This is a genomic window from Pseudomonas lopnurensis (genome assembly GCF_015070855.1).
GTDB lineage: Bacteria > Pseudomonadota > Gammaproteobacteria > Pseudomonadales > Pseudomonadaceae > Stutzerimonas > Stutzerimonas lopnurensis.
On sequence record NZ_JADDIX010000024.1, the window covers coordinates 18,620 to 34,357 of the forward strand.

15 protein-coding genes are annotated in these 15,738 nt (G+C 61.1%); 6 read left to right on the forward strand and 9 right to left on the reverse strand.

Annotated elements, in window-relative coordinates; genetic code table 11:
• Positions 1-129: 129 nt before the first annotated feature.
• The 8 genes from IN820_RS05020 to IN820_RS05055 all read right to left on the reverse strand — a co-directional run bounded on the left by IN820_RS05020 (position 130) and on the right by IN820_RS05055 (position 6,419).
• The gene (locus tag IN820_RS05020) at positions 130-1,023 is read right to left on the reverse strand and encodes a metal ABC transporter solute-binding protein, Zn/Mn family (RefSeq protein ID WP_193679929.1); all 894 of its coding nucleotides are present in this window, start codon (positions 1,021-1,023) and stop codon (positions 130-132) included.
• Positions 1,020-1,925: a metal ABC transporter permease gene (locus IN820_RS05025; protein WP_193679930.1), complete on the reverse strand. Its 906-nt coding sequence runs from the start codon at positions 1,923-1,925 to the stop codon at positions 1,020-1,022. The genes IN820_RS05020 and IN820_RS05025 overlap by 4 nt, the downstream gene beginning before the upstream one ends.
• Complete coding sequence (locus IN820_RS05030; protein WP_193679931.1) at positions 1,922-2,680, reverse strand: metal ABC transporter ATP-binding protein; 759 nt, start codon at positions 2,678-2,680, stop codon at positions 1,922-1,924. The genes IN820_RS05025 and IN820_RS05030 overlap by 4 nt, the downstream gene beginning before the upstream one ends.
• Positions 2,677-3,615, reverse strand: coding sequence for a metal ABC transporter solute-binding protein, Zn/Mn family (locus IN820_RS05035; protein WP_193679932.1), 939 nt, complete (start codon positions 3,613-3,615; stop codon positions 2,677-2,679). The genes IN820_RS05030 and IN820_RS05035 overlap by 4 nt, the downstream gene beginning before the upstream one ends.
• A 14-nt stretch (positions 3,616-3,629) precedes the next feature.
• Complete coding sequence (locus IN820_RS05040) at positions 3,630-4,196, reverse strand: DUF6162 family protein (RefSeq protein ID WP_193679933.1); 567 nt, start codon at positions 4,194-4,196, stop codon at positions 3,630-3,632.
• Positions 4,193-4,519, reverse strand: a complete 327-nt coding sequence (locus tag IN820_RS05045; RefSeq protein WP_193680008.1) for a hypothetical protein — start codon at positions 4,517-4,519, stop codon at positions 4,193-4,195. The genes IN820_RS05040 and IN820_RS05045 overlap by 4 nt, the downstream gene beginning before the upstream one ends.
• A gap of 149 nt (positions 4,520-4,668) precedes the next feature.
• A complete protein-coding gene (locus tag IN820_RS05050; protein WP_193679934.1) occupies positions 4,669-5,211 on the reverse strand; it encodes a thiamine pyrophosphate-binding protein in 543 nt (180 codons plus the stop codon).
• Positions 5,208-6,419: a PepSY-associated TM helix domain-containing protein gene (locus tag IN820_RS05055; RefSeq protein ID WP_193679935.1), complete on the reverse strand. Its 1,212-nt coding sequence runs from the start codon at positions 6,417-6,419 to the stop codon at positions 5,208-5,210. Before IN820_RS05055 ends, IN820_RS05050 begins: the two co-directional genes overlap by 4 nt.
• A gap of 1,107 nt (positions 6,420-7,526) precedes the next feature.
• Here IN820_RS05055 and IN820_RS05060 point away from each other — a divergent pair.
• The 6 genes from IN820_RS05060 (at position 7,527) to IN820_RS05085 (ending at position 15,054) form a co-directional block, all read left to right on the forward strand.
• The gene (locus IN820_RS05060) at positions 7,527-8,807 is read left to right on the forward strand and encodes an ATP-binding protein (RefSeq protein ID WP_193679936.1); all 1,281 of its coding nucleotides are present in this window, start codon (positions 7,527-7,529) and stop codon (positions 8,805-8,807) included.
• Positions 8,807-10,183: an HD domain-containing phosphohydrolase gene (locus IN820_RS05065; protein WP_193679937.1), complete on the forward strand. Its 1,377-nt coding sequence runs from the start codon at positions 8,807-8,809 to the stop codon at positions 10,181-10,183. The genes IN820_RS05060 and IN820_RS05065 overlap by 1 nt, the downstream gene beginning before the upstream one ends.
• 142 nt (positions 10,184-10,325) lie before the next feature.
• Positions 10,326-10,979: a GTP-binding protein gene (locus tag IN820_RS05070; RefSeq protein WP_193679938.1), complete on the forward strand. Its 654-nt coding sequence runs from the start codon at positions 10,326-10,328 to the stop codon at positions 10,977-10,979.
• Positions 10,979-12,103, forward strand: a complete 1,125-nt coding sequence (locus IN820_RS05075; RefSeq protein WP_193679939.1) for a sensor histidine kinase — start codon at positions 10,979-10,981, stop codon at positions 12,101-12,103. The genes IN820_RS05070 and IN820_RS05075 overlap by 1 nt, the downstream gene beginning before the upstream one ends.
• 100 nt (positions 12,104-12,203) lie before the next feature.
• Positions 12,204-14,366, forward strand: coding sequence for an ATPase, T2SS/T4P/T4SS family (locus IN820_RS05080; protein WP_328822073.1), 2,163 nt, complete (start codon positions 12,204-12,206; stop codon positions 14,364-14,366).
• 61 nt (positions 14,367-14,427) lie between these two features.
• Entirely contained in the window at positions 14,428-15,054 is a 627-nt protein-coding gene (locus IN820_RS05085) for a response regulator transcription factor (protein ID WP_193679941.1), read from the forward strand.
• 67 nt (positions 15,055-15,121) lie between these two features.
• Here IN820_RS05085 and IN820_RS05090 read toward each other — a convergent pair whose 3' ends face one another.
• On the reverse strand, positions 15,122-15,550 hold the full coding sequence (locus IN820_RS05090) for a response regulator (protein ID WP_193679942.1): 429 nt from the start codon (positions 15,548-15,550) through the stop codon (positions 15,122-15,124).
• Positions 15,551-15,738: the final 188 nt, after the last annotated feature.

Genomic DNA, 15,738 nt, shown 5'->3' on the forward strand with positions numbered 1-15,738 from the left:
CCTTGCCTCGCCATGCGGTTTCCGCCACGCGAGGTGCGGCGGGTGGACGCTGGAGCGTCGAAGGCTGCGTTCCCACGCCGGAGCGTGGGAACGATCACTTGACCTAGGAATCGCTCCAGCGTGCGAACATCACAACAATGCGTCCAATACCTGCCCGATGGCCGCTTCCAGTCCAGCGGCGGGGTCGTCCTGGCCTTCCTCGACCAGTACCAAGCGACTGCCGCCATCCGCTACCGCCTGGGCCAGTTCGGCCGAGGGCTTGCGCTGGGCGAGCACGGCGGCGACGTCGTTTTCCCGTAGGCTGGCGCTCAGTTCGGCGAGGGTTTCGGCCGTCCACTGGCCGTCTTCGGGCAGATCCAGTTCGACGAGATCGAGGTTGAGACCGCCGATCAGATAGTCCAGGTGCGGCGACAGGCTGGCCACCGTCAGGTTGTCGGCTCGTGCCAGGCGCGCTTCGCTGTCGGCGCTGAGCTTGAGCAGGCGCTGCTTGAGAGCAGCCAGGTTGGCTTCGACCTGCGGCTTGTCGGCGGGTGCGAGGCGCACCAGGTCGGCGGCGATCACGTCGGCCATGCGCCCGAGGTTGTTGATGTTCAGCCAGGGCTGCTCGGCCAGGGCGTCTTCGCCTTCCACCTGCAGGGCGATGCCGGGCAGGGCGCCGTCCACCGGACGTGCGCCATCGATCTCGACGATGCGGATATTGCTGCGCCGGGCCAGCGGGTAGAGCGGGTCGTCCGGCCACAGCGAGCGCAGGGCGATCACCGCGTCGGCCTGGCTCGCGGCCTTGCCCAGGCTGGCGGCGCCACGCCCACTGAAGTAGGCGATCTGGCGGCTGGCCGGCAGGTTGGCGGGAGCGACGCGTTGCAGCTGTACGTCGCTGCCGTCCAGCAGGACGGCGCCCAGTCCGTAGGTCACGGGCAGCGCGGCCAGTATCCGCGGCGGGTTTTCCTGTGCTTGCAGCGGGCCGCAGAGCAGGGCGCTGACGGCCAGGGCGAGGGTGAGTCGGCGTAGCGGGTGGTGGGTCATCCCAGGTTCCCTTTCAGGTGGGGCAGTGTGCCGCGAGCGATGGCGGCGAGGGCGAAAGCGATGCCGGCGACGATGATGATGGCGGCACCCGAGGGGATCGGCAGGTCCAGCGTGACCGGCAGCAGGATGCCAGCCAGGGTGCTGAGGGTGGCGATGGCCACCGACAGCCAGAAGAAGCCTTTCAGCGACTGGCTGAGCAGGCGCGCGGCGGCCGCCGGGATCACCAGCAGGGCACCGACCAGTATGGCGCCTATCACCTTGACCGAGGCCACGGTGACCAGCGCCACCAGCAGCACGAATAGGTAGTCAAGGCGCTTCACCGCGACGCCGCGCACGCTGGCCAGCTGCGGGTTGAAGCTGGCCAGCATGATGCGGTTGTACAGCGGCAGGGCCAGGCTCAGGGCGAGCAGGGCGACCAGCGCCAGCACCGCCAGGTCCTGGCCGTTGACGGTCAGCACCGAGCCGAACAGCACGTTCTCCAGGATATGGATGTTGATGCGCCCGGCCAGAATCAGCAGCAGGCTGGCGCCGACCGCCAGGGATACCGAGAGGAACACGCCGATCAGGGTATCCGGCGCCAGGCCGGTGCGGTTGCGCAGGTAGTTGAGCAGGATGCCGAACAGCAGGCAGTAGCCGAACAGGCTGCCGTAGGGCCCGGTATAGGGTTCGCCGAGGAGGATGCCGATGGCCACGCCGGTCAGCGCGGCATGGCCGACCGCTTCGGAGAAGAAGGCGAAGCGCTTGACCACCACCAGGGTGCCCAAGCCACCCAACACCGGGCCGATCAGCAGGCCGGCGAGCAGCGCGTTGACCACGAAGCCGTAGGCCAGGGCCTGCGGCAGGTGCCCGGCGCTGGCCCAGCTCTGGATCAGCAGGCGCAGTTGCTCGTAGTCGAAGTTCATGCGGTGGCCTCCCCGGTAATCCGCGGATGGCTGGAGAATAGTTGCAGCAGGCGCTCCGGAGTCAGTGCCCGGGTCGGCGCGTCGTCGAACAGCACGCGGCGGTTGAGCCCGGTGACCTGGTCGGCCAGACGGCCCACCGCCTCCAGGTCGTGCTCGATCCACAGCACCGTCACCCCAGCCTGACGCCAGTCGGCCAGCAATCGCTCGAATACCCGCACGCCGGGTTCGTCCAGCGCCGACATGGGTTCGTCCAGCACCAGCAGTTGCGCTTCCGGCACCAGTCCCTGGGCCAGCAGCACGCGCTGGCGCTCGCCGCCGGAGAGGGCGCCCATGCGCCGCTTGCGCTTGTCGAGCATGCCGACCCGCGCCAGAGCCTGCTCGATGGCCGGGGCATGCCGGCGCGACAGGCCGAGGAAGGCGGGACGGTGCTGGCACATGGCGGCCATGAAGTCGTCCACCGTCAGCGGCAGGCCACGATCGAACTCCAGGGCCTGGGGCACGTAGCCGATGGTGCCGGGGGCGTCCGGCCAGCTCAGGCGCAGTTCGCCCTGGTGAGGCATCTGGCCGAGCAGGGTCTTGATCAACGAACTCTTGCCGCCGCCATTGGGCCCGACCAAGGCGTGCACGCTGCCCGCGCGGACCTGGAATTCGACCCGGTCGAGGATGCGGGTGCGGCCGAGGTCGAGGCTGATGTCGGCGAAGTCGATGGCGGGGCCGCTGATCGGCGTCGCCACCAGTGCTTCGGCAGCGGTCATGCGCCGGACTCCTGGATGGCGCGCACCACGGTGCCGAGGTTGCGGGTCATTTCCTCCTCGTACTTCTGTGCGGTGTATTCGCCGTAGGAAATATGGGTGAGGGGATAGAGCTTGACACCGGACTCGCGCTGGATGGTGTCGACGTAGCTGGAGGGGAAGTCCATTTCCGAGAAGATCACCTGCACGTCGAGGTCCCGGAGCTGGTCGATGGTCTTCTTCAACTGGCTGGGGCTGGGCTCGATGCCGTGGGCCGGTTCCACCACGGCGGTGACCTCCAGGCCGAATTCGCGCAGCAGATAGTCGTAGGCGCCATGGATGGTGGCTACGCGCAGTTCGGGGTTGTCCGTCTGGCTCAGCTGGCCCAGGGCTTCGGCGCGCAGGCGGCGCAGGCGCTTGCCGTAGGCGCGGGCGTTCTGGCTGTAGGCCTTGGCGTTGTCCGGGTCGAGCTTGCCCAGTTCGCGGGCGATGGTGTTGATCTGCGCGATGGAGGCGCTGATCGAGAGGAAGGTGTGCGGGTTGACCACCTTGCCGGCGCCGCGCGCGGCCTGGCCGGTGGCCGCCAGCAGCGGCACGTTGGCGTTGGCCTCGATCAGCGCGACGTCCGGCTTCTCGCTGGCAGCGATCATGCGGTCGGCGAAGTCGTCGTGGCCGACGCCGTTGAGTACCACCACATCCAGGCTACCGATGCGCTTGATGTCTTCGGCGCGCGGCTCGTAGGCATGAGGGTTGAAGCCGGCGGGAATCAGCGGCACCACCTCGGCCTTGTCGCCGACGATGTTGCTCACGTAGCTGTAGTAGGGGTGCAGGGTGATGCCGATGCGCAGGCGCTTGCCGTCGGCGGCGCTGGCCAGGGTGGGCAGCAGGGCGCCCGCCAGGCCGAGCAGGAGTGTGGCCAGCAACTGGCGGCGCAGCGGGGAGCGAAGGAATGTCTGCATGGGGCTTCCGAAGTTCAATGGCGGTGCTGGCGAGTCACGCCGGCGTCGAATTGGACCACCACCTGGCGCCAGCCAGCCGCGATCAGCGCCTGCTGCTGCAGGTCGGTCGGTGGTGTGGGATGGGCGTCGCGGTTGATCCAGATATCGGCCTGCGGGCCCTCCAGGCGCAGGAGGAAGGAACCGGCCACGTCGTGGGCCTGACTGAGGCCGAGATAGACCTCTTCGCCCGCAAGGTCGAGCAACTGCCAGCGGTGCTGGCCGCGGTTGGCGGCGCTGGCGTTATCCACGAAGGGCGGGAAGCTGTCCTCGGCCAGCTCCTGCGGGCTGGGCAGGCGCTGCTCTTCCTCCCGGTACAGATGGATCTCGTCGACGGCCACGCTGAGGTCGGCATGGATGCCCTGTTCGGCGGCGTTGAGGTCGCGGCGGGCGTCGAGCTGATGGCCGGAGACGGCGGCGTGCTGCTCGGGCTCCGCGCGCCAGACCACCACCGAGCTGGCCAGGAGCAGAATGGCCAGGCACAGCGCCAGGACGTAGAGGGTTTCGTGGCCGGCTCCGGCGGGGCGTATCACCTGGGTGGTCATGGCGCTTCGATTTCCGTGTGGTCGATCTCCACCACATGGCCGGGACCGGCGTCGAACAGTACGTAGAACTCGCCGTCCGGGCGCTTGAAACGCAGTTTCGAGTCTTCGCCAAGCTTGCCGGGCACGAGGATTTCCTCGTCGTAACTGATCACGTCGAGGGTTACTCCCGGGGCGCCGCTGCCGTCGGAGAAGCCGCCGGTGCAGACGATTTCCTCGCCGTCGAGCGGCTCGCACTGGCAGATCGGGTTGTGCGCCTGGGCCAAGGATGCAAAGCCGGCGCAGAGCGTCAGCAAGGCGCCTCTAAAAACTACCTGCGTTGTCATCGCTACGTTGAAAGCAGGCTCAAAATGCTCATTTACAGCTCGTAAACTGCGCTTTTTCGCCTGTTTTTGCGGGGCCGCCGTCGGTATTGCGCTGACTGCCTCGCCAACGTTTTTAGAGGCACCGAATAGGCATAGTCGGGCGGCGGTGATCATGGCTTGCCTCCTTGTTTGTCCAGCCAGGCCAGGGTCGCGGGCGATGCCTGGGCCAGGGGAATGGATGCCTGGTGCATGGAGCCGTCCCAGCCTTCCATGGTGATCCATAGCTCGGCGTCGGCCTTGGTGCGGGCGGGAATGGGCAGACTGGCGCCCATGCGGTAGGGGCTGCCGAAGAAGAGGGCGCCGGCCGCGCGCAGGCTGCGCGGCTTGCCGATGCGCAGGTAGGTGGCCTTGACCTGCCCGATGCAGGCTTGGCACAGCGCGGCGTTGAAGCTCTTCATATAGCCGGCGGGGCCTTCCAGGCGTGGCGGTTCCTGGCGGAACTCGGCCAGGCGCAGGCTCCAGGGGCCGACCTGCACTTCGCCGACCTCTCGTTCGCCCAGGCCGCTCTCGCCACGAAACAGGGCGACGTCCTTGAAGTACTTGGGCATGAAGGCCAGCGGAATGATCACCAGCAGGGCACTCAGGTGGAAGCGCCACTTGTACCACAGGCGGCCCAGATGGGATGGCGCGGGGGTTGCTGCCGCCCTGCTCATGGCTGACTCTCCGTGGCTTCGCTGATGCGGATCGGTGCCGGCTTGGCCGGCTTGGGCTGGCGGGTGGCGCGTGCCGGGCGCTTGGCCAGGGCGGCGGTGGCCTGGACAGTGCGCTTGCTCCAGATCAGCAGGCCGCTGAGCACCATCATGCTGAGGATCAGGCCGAAGAGGAACCACACCAGCTTGAGCCACAGGCCGCCGAAGTCGCCGGTGTGCAGCGGGCGCATCGACTCGGTGACGAACTCCAGGGCGGAGCGGTCGCTGAGCAGGCGGGTGGAGTCGACCTGGCCGGTATAGGGGTTGACCGCCGCCGACTGGAACATCAGCGGGTACCAGCCGCGCCCTCCTACGAAGATATGGCTGTAGGCGTTGCCCGGCAGGCTGACGAAGCTGGCCTCCAGGCCGGGGATCCGCTGGCTGGCGGCGGCCACCGCCTGGTCCACGTCGAGGCGCGGCACGCTGCCGCCGGCAGCGACTATCGGCGCATCCTCGCGCGCCACCACCGGCGGCACGCCTTCGGTGGAGATGGAAATATGGTTGTCGGCCAGTATTGCCTGGATCAGGAACCATATGCCGGTGATGGAAATGATCGCGATGAACCAGATCGACCAGATGCCGGACAGGCGGTGGAAATCACCCCAGAAGATGCGCGCGCCATGTCGAAAACGCAGGGTGGGCTTGAAGAAGCCTTTCCAGAACTTCTTGTAGACCACCAGCCCGGTGGCCAGCGAGGCCAGCATCGGCAGGCCTGTCAACGATACCAGGTACCAGCCCCAGCTGAAGCCGTTCGTAAAGGGCACCAGCCACCAGCCGTGCAGGGCGCGGGTGAACTGGCGGAAATCGAATTGCGGGCTGACGCCCTGGATGGCCCCGGTGTAGGGGTTGATGTAGAAGGTCGGCGAGGTGCCGTCGGGGTAGCTGACGCGCGCGTTGAGCGCGAAGTGGTCCTCCTGGGGGCGGCTGATCGACTGCACGATGATCTCGGGTTCGGCGCGCTGGACCGCTTCCAGAACCTGGCCGTAGCTGAGCCGTTCGGCATCGGCCGAGGGTTTGCTGGCACGCACGTCCGGGTTGGCCAGCCAGATGATTTCCTGGCTGACCGTGGCCAGTGTGCCGGTCACGCAAATGATCAGCAGGAAGAACCAGATCGGCAGGGCCAGCCAGCTATGAACGAGGAACCAGAGTCTGGAGCGGGACTTCTTGGACATGAGGAGCAAGGTCTATGGTTAAAAGGCGAGTAGATGGTGGATTCAGAGACTCTGTTGCTGCGCTAGCAAGTAAACCTCCCGTGTCGCTCGGCAAGCCGGACAACCTGCATGCGGGGCATGGCGAGGTTCAGAGTTTTCAAGGAGTAAGACGGATGAGAGCGGGAAAACCTGCATCAAAAAGGAAAAATATCGTGATCCGCTCCTGGCCAGGTATTTCGATGTGCCCGCGGTACTGGATAGGCATACAACTTTACCGGGTTACCAAGGAAGGCAGTTTTGGGCTTTTTGGATTTCGTAGCTTAGTCGCTCGCGGCCCAGCCACCTTCACTATCGATCCAGCAGGCATATTGGGTCAGCACAACCTGCAACCACCCTGCTATTAGTGATGAAGGTTGGAGCCATGCCAGTCATTAGACACATGGTTGCATGCGCGTGGCGCGCATTGTGCGGAGGCTGCTCGCGGGCGAAGCGGACGCCGTGACGATGAGGGGTAACTCTCGTAGCGCGGTTCAACGATCATTTGCGCCAGGATAGTGGGAAGTCCGTTCGCTCTTCGTGGGCTGTTTCGGTCAACTTCGCATGCTCATGCCATTGGGCAGAGATCGGTTATTACCAGATCGACAAGTCGTCGGGAGCGCAAGATGTTTCGCATATCAAGGCGTGTTGCCGGCAGCGGCGAATTGTATATTTTTCCAGGGCCTTATTGAGTCAGGCATTGCTTATATTGGGCGGCTTGGGCTTTCAAGTGTTTTCTCGTCATGCAGGTTAAGTTTGCTGTCCGATAAGTGTCGAGGTGGGCAGGAATGATGAAACATGCGTTTCGTCAAGGTAAATCAGACGGAAGGCCGTGGCTTTCGAATGGCTTCGGGGCAGGGGGCATCGGATGCGGCCGATATCCAAGAAACTATCTGGCGAGAGAGTTGTTATTGTTAAACGCCTGCTAGGGCATAGGTACTTATCCTTACGGTGGATGGAGCGTGTGCTCGGTTACGGCCATAATGGAAGTGCTGAAGATGGCATTTTGCTATCTAACAGGTGATCCCAGCGATGTATCGGTTTTCAGACAGTGTCGAAAAGGCCGTATCCTGCGCTCAAGGAAAGGATGAAATGGAAACAAATTCGGAAATCTTCTTCGAAACGCTCGTCGAAGGGCTTAATATCGGTGTAATCGCACTCGACGCTGATTTGCAGATCCTGCACTGGAACCATTTCGTCACCCAGCGGACCGGAAAGTGTCTCGATGACGTTCGGGGGCGACCGATCGCCAAGGTCTTTCCCGAAACGAACAATGAGCGGTTTCACAAGATGATCGAGCTGGTACGGTCAAAAGGTCGGCATGTCTATCATCATTGGCTGGAGCTGTCTCACCTGATTCCCTTGCGGGTCGAAAGTCCTGATGGTGATATGCTCCCGCTGCATAGCACGCTACTGTTTCCCTACGATCATTTCGGCGGAGTACGTCGTTATGGTTTGATCATGTATGACACAGGCGCTATTGCGAGATCGAGCGGGCAACTCGAAGCCGCGCTGGTGGCATTGAGCAAGAAGCAGGCAGAACAGGATCAATTGATACGCAAGCTTGAAGCAGCCAACAGCCAATTGCTCCAATCCGAGAAATTGGCGGCCATTGGCCAGTTGGCCGCCGGCGTCGCTCATGAGATCAATAACCCCATTGGTTATGTGCTTTCCAATCTCAAGACGCTGGATGGTTATGTCCTCGACATGCTGCGGATCATCGATGCCGTGGACGAAGTCGCCAGTCTGGACGAGTTGCGCCAGGTCAAACGCGCCTTGGAATACGACTATATTCGAGAAGATATCAAAGCCTTGATTTGCGAGTCCGGCGATGGCATCGATCGGGTCAAGCAGATCATCAGTGCCCTGAAAGACTTCTCTTATATCGATGAGGAGGAGTTTCGTCCCGCCGACCTGCATCGCGGGATAGAAACGACGCTCAACGTAGTCAACAACGAAATAAAGTACAAGGCCGAGGTGGTCAAGGAGTTTGGCGAGCTGCCGGAACTGGAATGTATCCCTTCGCAAATCAATCAGGTCGTGATGAACCTGCTGGTCAATGCGGCTCACTCGATCGAGCAGTTCGGTCGTATTACGCTACGCACAGCGTGCGAGGGGGACTGGGCCTGGTTCGAAGTCGAAGACACCGGCAAAGGCATCGAGAAAAAGCTGCTCAATCGGATCTATGAACCGTTCTTCACCACCAAGCCGGTAGGCAAGGGAACCGGTCTGGGGCTGGCGCTTTCCTATAACATCGTGCAAAAACACAATGGGCGGATCGAAGTACATAGCGAGGTAGGGCAGGGTACATGCTTTCGGGTATGGCTGCCGGTCTGCCAGCCGACCGCCCTGACTGGAAAGGATGCCAAGTAATGATTGTCGAGCGAGACGATGGGCCGATCGCCACCGTGCTGTTGGTCGATGACGAGGAGAATATTCTCAGCAGTTTGCGGCGCGTGCTGCGTAACGAGCGCTATCTGCTTCTCTTTGCCAGCAGTGGTGCTGTGGCACTGGAGTTGCTTGAGCAGCACGAGGTCGACCTGATCGTCTCGGATGCCCGCATGCCAGGCATGGACGGTGCGACGCTACTGGCGAAAGTCCAGCAGGGCTGGCCGGGTTGCCTACGCATCTTGCTGACCGGCTATGCCGACATCACCACCACCATCAAGGCGATCAACGAGGGCCAGATCTATCGCTATATAAGCAAACCCTGGGACGATGACGAGCTACGGCTGATCATTCGTCAGGCCCTGGCCTTTGAGTTCTCCGAACGGGAGCGTCAACGACTCGAACGCCTCACTCAGGAGCAGAACGCCCATCTGCAGGAGTTGAACGAGACGCTCGAGCGTCGGGTGCAGGCACGAACGGCGGAACTCGAAGAAACAGCGGGCATGCTCGATGTGGCCTATGCCGAGCTACGTCGCAGTTATGTCACCGCCACCGAGGTTTTCGCGGGTCTCGTGAATCAGCGCTTCAACAAAGACCGCCAGACCAATGCGCAAGTCGTCGCGTTGATAAAGGGGTACGCTGAACACTATCAACTGGATGAACGAACCAGTAACGACCTGGCAATGGCGGCGGCCCTGTACAACATTGGGAAGCTGACCTGGAGCGATCAGCTGCTCGCCAGGCCGTCTGACCTTTTATACAAGGAAGAGCGCGCTCGTTACCGCAAATACCCGGAGCTGGGTGAAAACCTGCTGATGACGCTGGAGCCCGTGCAGGATGCCGGTCGATTGATTCGGCATCATCAGGAGCGTTGGGATGGCCATGGATTTCCCGACCGGCTGGAAGGTGAAGCGATACCTTTCGGTTCTCGTTTGCTGAAACTTTGCGTTGATTTCATCGAGCTGCAGCGAGGCATGTTCCTCGAGCGACGACTGAGTCGCGACGAAGCGCTTCTTCTGATGAAGAAATACAAGGGGCGGCTCTACGATCCCCAGCTTTGCGATTGTTTCATCGAGCTCTGTACGACACTTGCGCCGGACCTTGTGCTCGCCGATGCGAGCATCATGGCACTGGATACGCGAAGGCTCAGCGCCGGAATGATACTGGCGCGCAACCTTCATGCCACCAACGGTATGCTGCTGCTCAACGAAGGTAAACAGCTCACACAACAGCTGATATCGAAACTGATAACGTTCGAGGCCTCGGAAGGAGGCCGTTACACGGTATTCATCCGGAAACCGGAGAGCGATGCCCCCTTCAAAATGGAGCGCCGTGATGAGCACGATCCAGTTGCCGGATGACGAACCGCATGTTCTCGGCGCCCTGCAACGCATCCTTCAGTCGCCAGCATTGGGGAGCTTCATATGTTCAGCGATATCCAGACTTCGGGCGCACTCACAGAACATGAGGCCGTTCTGATTGATCAAGAAGGCCTTCGCAAATATGTCTGAATACATTCCGCATGAACGAAAACTGACAATCAAGGTTGTTTACTACGGGCCGGCACTGAGCGGCAAGACGACCAACCTGATGCAGTTGCACACCCTGTTGCAACCGCAGCGCAAGGGCGAGCTGATGGTGCTCGAAACCCGTGACGACCGCACCCTGTTCTTCGACATGCTGCCCATAGGCCTGCGTAGCGAGAGTGGGCTGGAACTGCGACTGAAGCTGTATACCGTGCCGGGCCAGGTCCAGCACGACAGTACCCGCAAGGCGGTGCTGGCTCGGGTCGATGGGGTGATCTTCGTCGCCGATTCCCAGCCCGCTCAGCAGGACAACAACGCCAATGCGTTCGACAATCTGGCTGACAACCTGCAGAAGGTCGGTATCGATATCGAGAACCTTCCCTTGGTCGTGCAATTCAACAAGCGTGATGCGCCCGGAGCGGTCGGCGAAGGCGAATTGCAGAGTCGCTGGTCGGATACGCCCTGGTCGCCCTTGTGCATGGCGGCGGCGATCAATGGCGAGGGGGTCGTCGAGAGCTATCGGGTCCTGCTGGAGCGTCTGTATCCAGTCCTCGACCGGGAATTCCAGTTGGCGGAGGTCGAACACATCAGTGCCGACGCTTTCGTCCGCCAACTGAGCAGGGTGGGTTGATGCGCAACTTCGACGACGATCCAGCACTGGCGGAGCTGCTTGCGCCCGAGCGTCAGCAAGACCTGTTGCGACTGCTGCAGGGCGTCACGGGTCATCGCTTTGCGCTCAGCGACCAGCCGCAGGCTGATGCCGAAACGGTGGAATTCAATCTGGATGGCGTGGCGTGGCTAAGCTGTGCCGCGGATCCTCAATTGCAGGCGCCGACGGCGCGGCTCATCGAGTTCATCCTGACCTATGTGGGCAAATATCGATTGGCCGCTAACCTGCACCACGATATCGCGGAAGCGAGTTTCGCCGAGCTGCAACGCCAGCATGCCGCTCTGCAGGATTCAGAGGCTCGGTACAGGCAACTCTCCGAGCAGTTGCAGGCTCAAGTGGCCGCGCAGGTGAAGGTTATCGAGCAGACCCAGCAGGAGCTTTACGAGTCGGCGAGACTTCGCGCGATCGGTCAGCTCGCCGCTGGTGTCGCGCATGAAATCAACAATCCCATCGGCTTTATCAGCAGCAATCTCAGGGTGGCAGAGGATTACGTCAAAGAGATCAAGCAGGGGATCGCAGGCGATAGCGCTTTCAACGCGCTGATCGAGGATTTCCAGGCGCTGCTCAAGGAGTCAGCCAGTGGAACGCAGCGCATCGCGTCGATCGTTTCTGACTTGAAGACCTTCTCCAACATCGATCAGGCCGATTTCATTTCCTGTGATCTCAACGATCTTCTGCACACAAGCTGCCATCTGCTGCAGGCCGAATTCAGTCATATGCTGGACATAGAGCTGCAGCTCGGAAACATCGGTTCCATCTCCGGCTACCCGGCCAAACTGTCCCAGGTGTTCTTTAACGTCCTCGACAACGCAGCAAAAGCCGTGGAAGGGAAAGGGCGTATCCGCGTGATCAGCAGGCAAGGCGCCGCGGGCCATCCGGAGGTGGTGATCGAGGATAATGGCTGCGGTATATCCACCGCCTCGCTGGAACGGATCTTCGATCCTTTTTTCACCACACGCCCGGTCGGTTCGGGTACAGGTCTTGGACTGACCGTCGCACGCGAAACCATGATGGCGCATCAGGGCGAAATTTCGATTCGTAGCCGCGAAGGCATCGGAACCCGTGTGACGTTGAAATTTGGATAGGGAGCCTGGCGTGGCCAAACGTTATGCATCGTTGTTTCTGGGGGGGGATGAAACAGCTCCAGCCAAGGAGGCGCCTGACACTCCTTACTCACTGCTTCTGGTGGATGACGAGCCCAATATCCTCGCCGCGCTGCGCAGGATATTCCAGCGTGAGAACTACCAGCTGCATTTCGCGCGCAACGGTGTCGAGGCGCTGAAGATCCTCGAAGGCAAACCCATCCAGCTGATCATCAGTGACTTCATGATGCCTGGGATGAATGGCAGCGAGCTGCTGGCCAAGGTCCGCGAGCGCTGGCCGGATACCATTCGCATCATGCTGACCGGGCACGCCAACACCGAAGCGGTAATGGGCTCGGTGCGCGATGGCGCGGTCTATCGATTCATTCTCAAGCCATGGAATGACGATGACTTGCGGCTGACCATCGCACTGGCGCTGGAGCAGCATGCACTGTTGCAACGTACCCGAGCGCTGGAGCAGGAGAATCAGAAACAGCATCGCGAGTTCGAAACGATTTCCAAACTGGCTGTCACCAATCGCAGCCAGTTGGCCATCATGCTGTACAAGAAAGGCTTGCTGAATGCCCAGCAGATTCAGCAGTTGCACAAGGAAATGCAGACTCACAAGACGCCGGTCATACGCCAGTTGATGCAGCACGACTGGATCGGCAGCCAGGCTATCCTTGACCTGCTGCGCAAGGATCTGATGTTCGAGGAAATCGACCTGCGCGAGTTCCAGGTCGACCCGGCGCTGCTGGCGCTGGTCCCGCAATCGGTCTGCACGCGGCAGATGCTGCTGCCGCTTCGCGTCGTTGGCCGGCGATTGCGCCTGGCCATGGCCGACCCGATGGACATGGGCCTGATCGAAGAGCTGGGCTTCATGACCGGCTATAGCATCGACCCGTTGCTCTGCGAGCTGGAACAGCTGCAGGCGCAGTTCCGGGCTCTCTTCGGCGAGCAGGACCAGCAGTTCGATGACATGGCCACGGTGATCGGTAACAGCGATCCCTACGAGGGCATAGAGATCGTTCTCGACGACGATCCGGCTAGCGAAAGTCTCGAACAGCTGCTTGGCAGCTCGGAAGATCCTCCGGCAATCCGCCTGGTGAATGCGATCATTCTGGAAGCCTTGCGTCTGAGGGCGAGCGATATCCACATTCACCCGCGGACCAAGCATGTGGTCGTGCGATATCGCATAGACGGCGTGCTGCAGGACAAGATTCAGATTCCCAGCTCCGTGCTGATGTCGCTGGTTTCACGGATCAAGGTCATGGCCGAGATGGACATCACCGAGCGGCGGCGCCCACAGGATGGGCGTATTACCGTGAAGACGCCTATGCGCATCGTCGATCTGCGAATCTCGACCCTGCCGACGATCAACGGCGAAAAAGTCGTGATGCGCGTGCTGGAGCGGCAGTCATCGGCGCAGTCGCTGGAGGACCTGGGGCTCTCGGCGAACAATCTGAGACGCCTGCTGCATGTGATCAACAAGCCGCAGGGTATCGTCCTCGCAACCGGGCCGACCGGCAGTGGCAAAACCACCACGCTGTTCGCCCTGCTGCAGCATGAGGTCACCGCGGAAAAGAATTACGTCACTATCGAGGATCCGGTGGAGATCCACATCGATCACGCCGGCCAGGTACCGGTGCGTGAGCGAATCGGCCTGAGCTTTGCCGGGGTGCTCAGGGCGATTCTGCGCCAGGATCCGGATGTCATCCTGCTGGGTGAGATCCGTGATGGCGAAACCGCCGAGGTCGCCTTTCATGCGGCGCTCACCGGTCATCTGGTGTTTTCCACGCTGCATACCAACTCCGCTACCGCAACCATCGCTCGCCTGTTCGACCTGGGGCTCAAGCCTTATGTATTGGCCACGGCCCTGGAGGCGATCATCGCCCAGCGGCTGGTACGGCGCATCTGTCCGCATTGCCGTGTACCCGTCAAGCCCAAGGACCATCACCTGCGCAGTCTTGGCTCGGATTTCTTCGACCCCACACTGAATTTTTTCGAGGGGCGCGGCTGCGATCATTGTCACAAGGGGTACAAGGGCCGGGTCGGGATTCATGAGGTTCTGTTGATGACCGGCTCCCTGCGCGATGCGGTTTCACAGGGCGCCGGCGCCATGCAGTTGCAGGCCATTGCCACCGAGCAGGGCATGACCAGCCTTCTCGATGATGCGCGGGAGAAGATCCACCTTGGCCTGACCACGGTGGATGAGGTCCTGCGTTTGCTCGGCCCGCAGGTGGAGCCCGAGATCGCAAGCAGTTGATCGGGTGTGCCTGAGTTATTAGTCTGTCGCATCCAGACTGCTACTGCCCCCTTGCCGCGAAATGACCACCCCCTCGACTGATAGCCACAACAGCGTGACGATCCATGTAATCGACGACGACCGTGGCATCCGTGAAGCCCTGCGTCGATTGCTTTACCGCGCGGGCTATGAGAGCAGATCGCATAGCAGCGGAGCGGCATTTCTGAAGAGCTACGACGGAGCTCCCGGCTGTGTAATCCTGGATCTGGCGATGCCTCAGATGCGAGGCGAGGCGCTGCTCGAAGAAATCGCCCGTCGTCGTCTCAACGTGGTCGCGCTTGTTCTGACCGGCCATGCCACGATCGAATCAGCCATCCGCGTCACCCGTGCAGGCGCATTGGATCTGCTGGAAAAGCCCTTTGACAACGACCAGTTGCTGTCCGCACTTGGCAACGCGTTGTGCAAGGCTCAACCGATTTTCGCGCGCCAGGCGCTGGTCAACGATTACCAGCAACGACACGCGAGCCTGACGCCCAGCGAACGCAACGTGATGGATCTGATACTGGCGGGGCTGACCAGCCAGGACATCGCGGCTCGCCTGGGTAATAGTAAGAAGACCATCGACATTCATCGCGCACGGGTGATGCGAAAAATGGGCGCCGGGTCCACGGCAGAACTGATAATCGACTGGACGACGTTAGGAAAGTAGCGTTCCGGCTCTACTGTATTTCAGCGAACTGAAAATCTTTGTAGAAGCGTATGGTGCTCGCGGAACATCAGAGCCCGTTATGTGCCATCGTTTCCTTGATGGCGCGATCGAGATGTTCCTGGAAAAACGGTTTGTGCAGAACAGTGACATCCATACCGGTGGCGTTAGTGGGGTTGCCCGTTGCGAGGATCGTCGAAACCTGGGGGTAGATGTGTTTGATGATCTCGATAAGCTGACCGCCCGTCAGCGCCTGCATGGAGTAATCGGTCACCACTAGGTCGATTGATGCGTTAGTAGCAAGTATGTCGAGGGCGCGCTCGGCGGACTTTACTTCAATGCAGGTATGCCCCAGCTCATCAAGCATGGAATGCACTATCACGCGTACGATGGGGTCATCTTCTACAAGCAGAACAGTAAGCGGTGCATTCGCACTCGAGGCGGCATCTTTGTCGTTGGTTTCGGTGTCGTAACGTTCAGACATTTGTTTATTGTTCATAGTGCTTCCATTCAATGAATTCAGGTTTATTGAATCATTGCTCTGGATAGCCAGGGAATAGGTACTCATCCTTATGTATGGATGGTGGCTCGGCGTCCCCTGTGTTAATAATGGTCTCGCCAGCACTTCCCAGGTTTCACTGCCGAGCGCGCTGCATGCACTCGTGAAACCAAGGCTGGCTTGTCCCG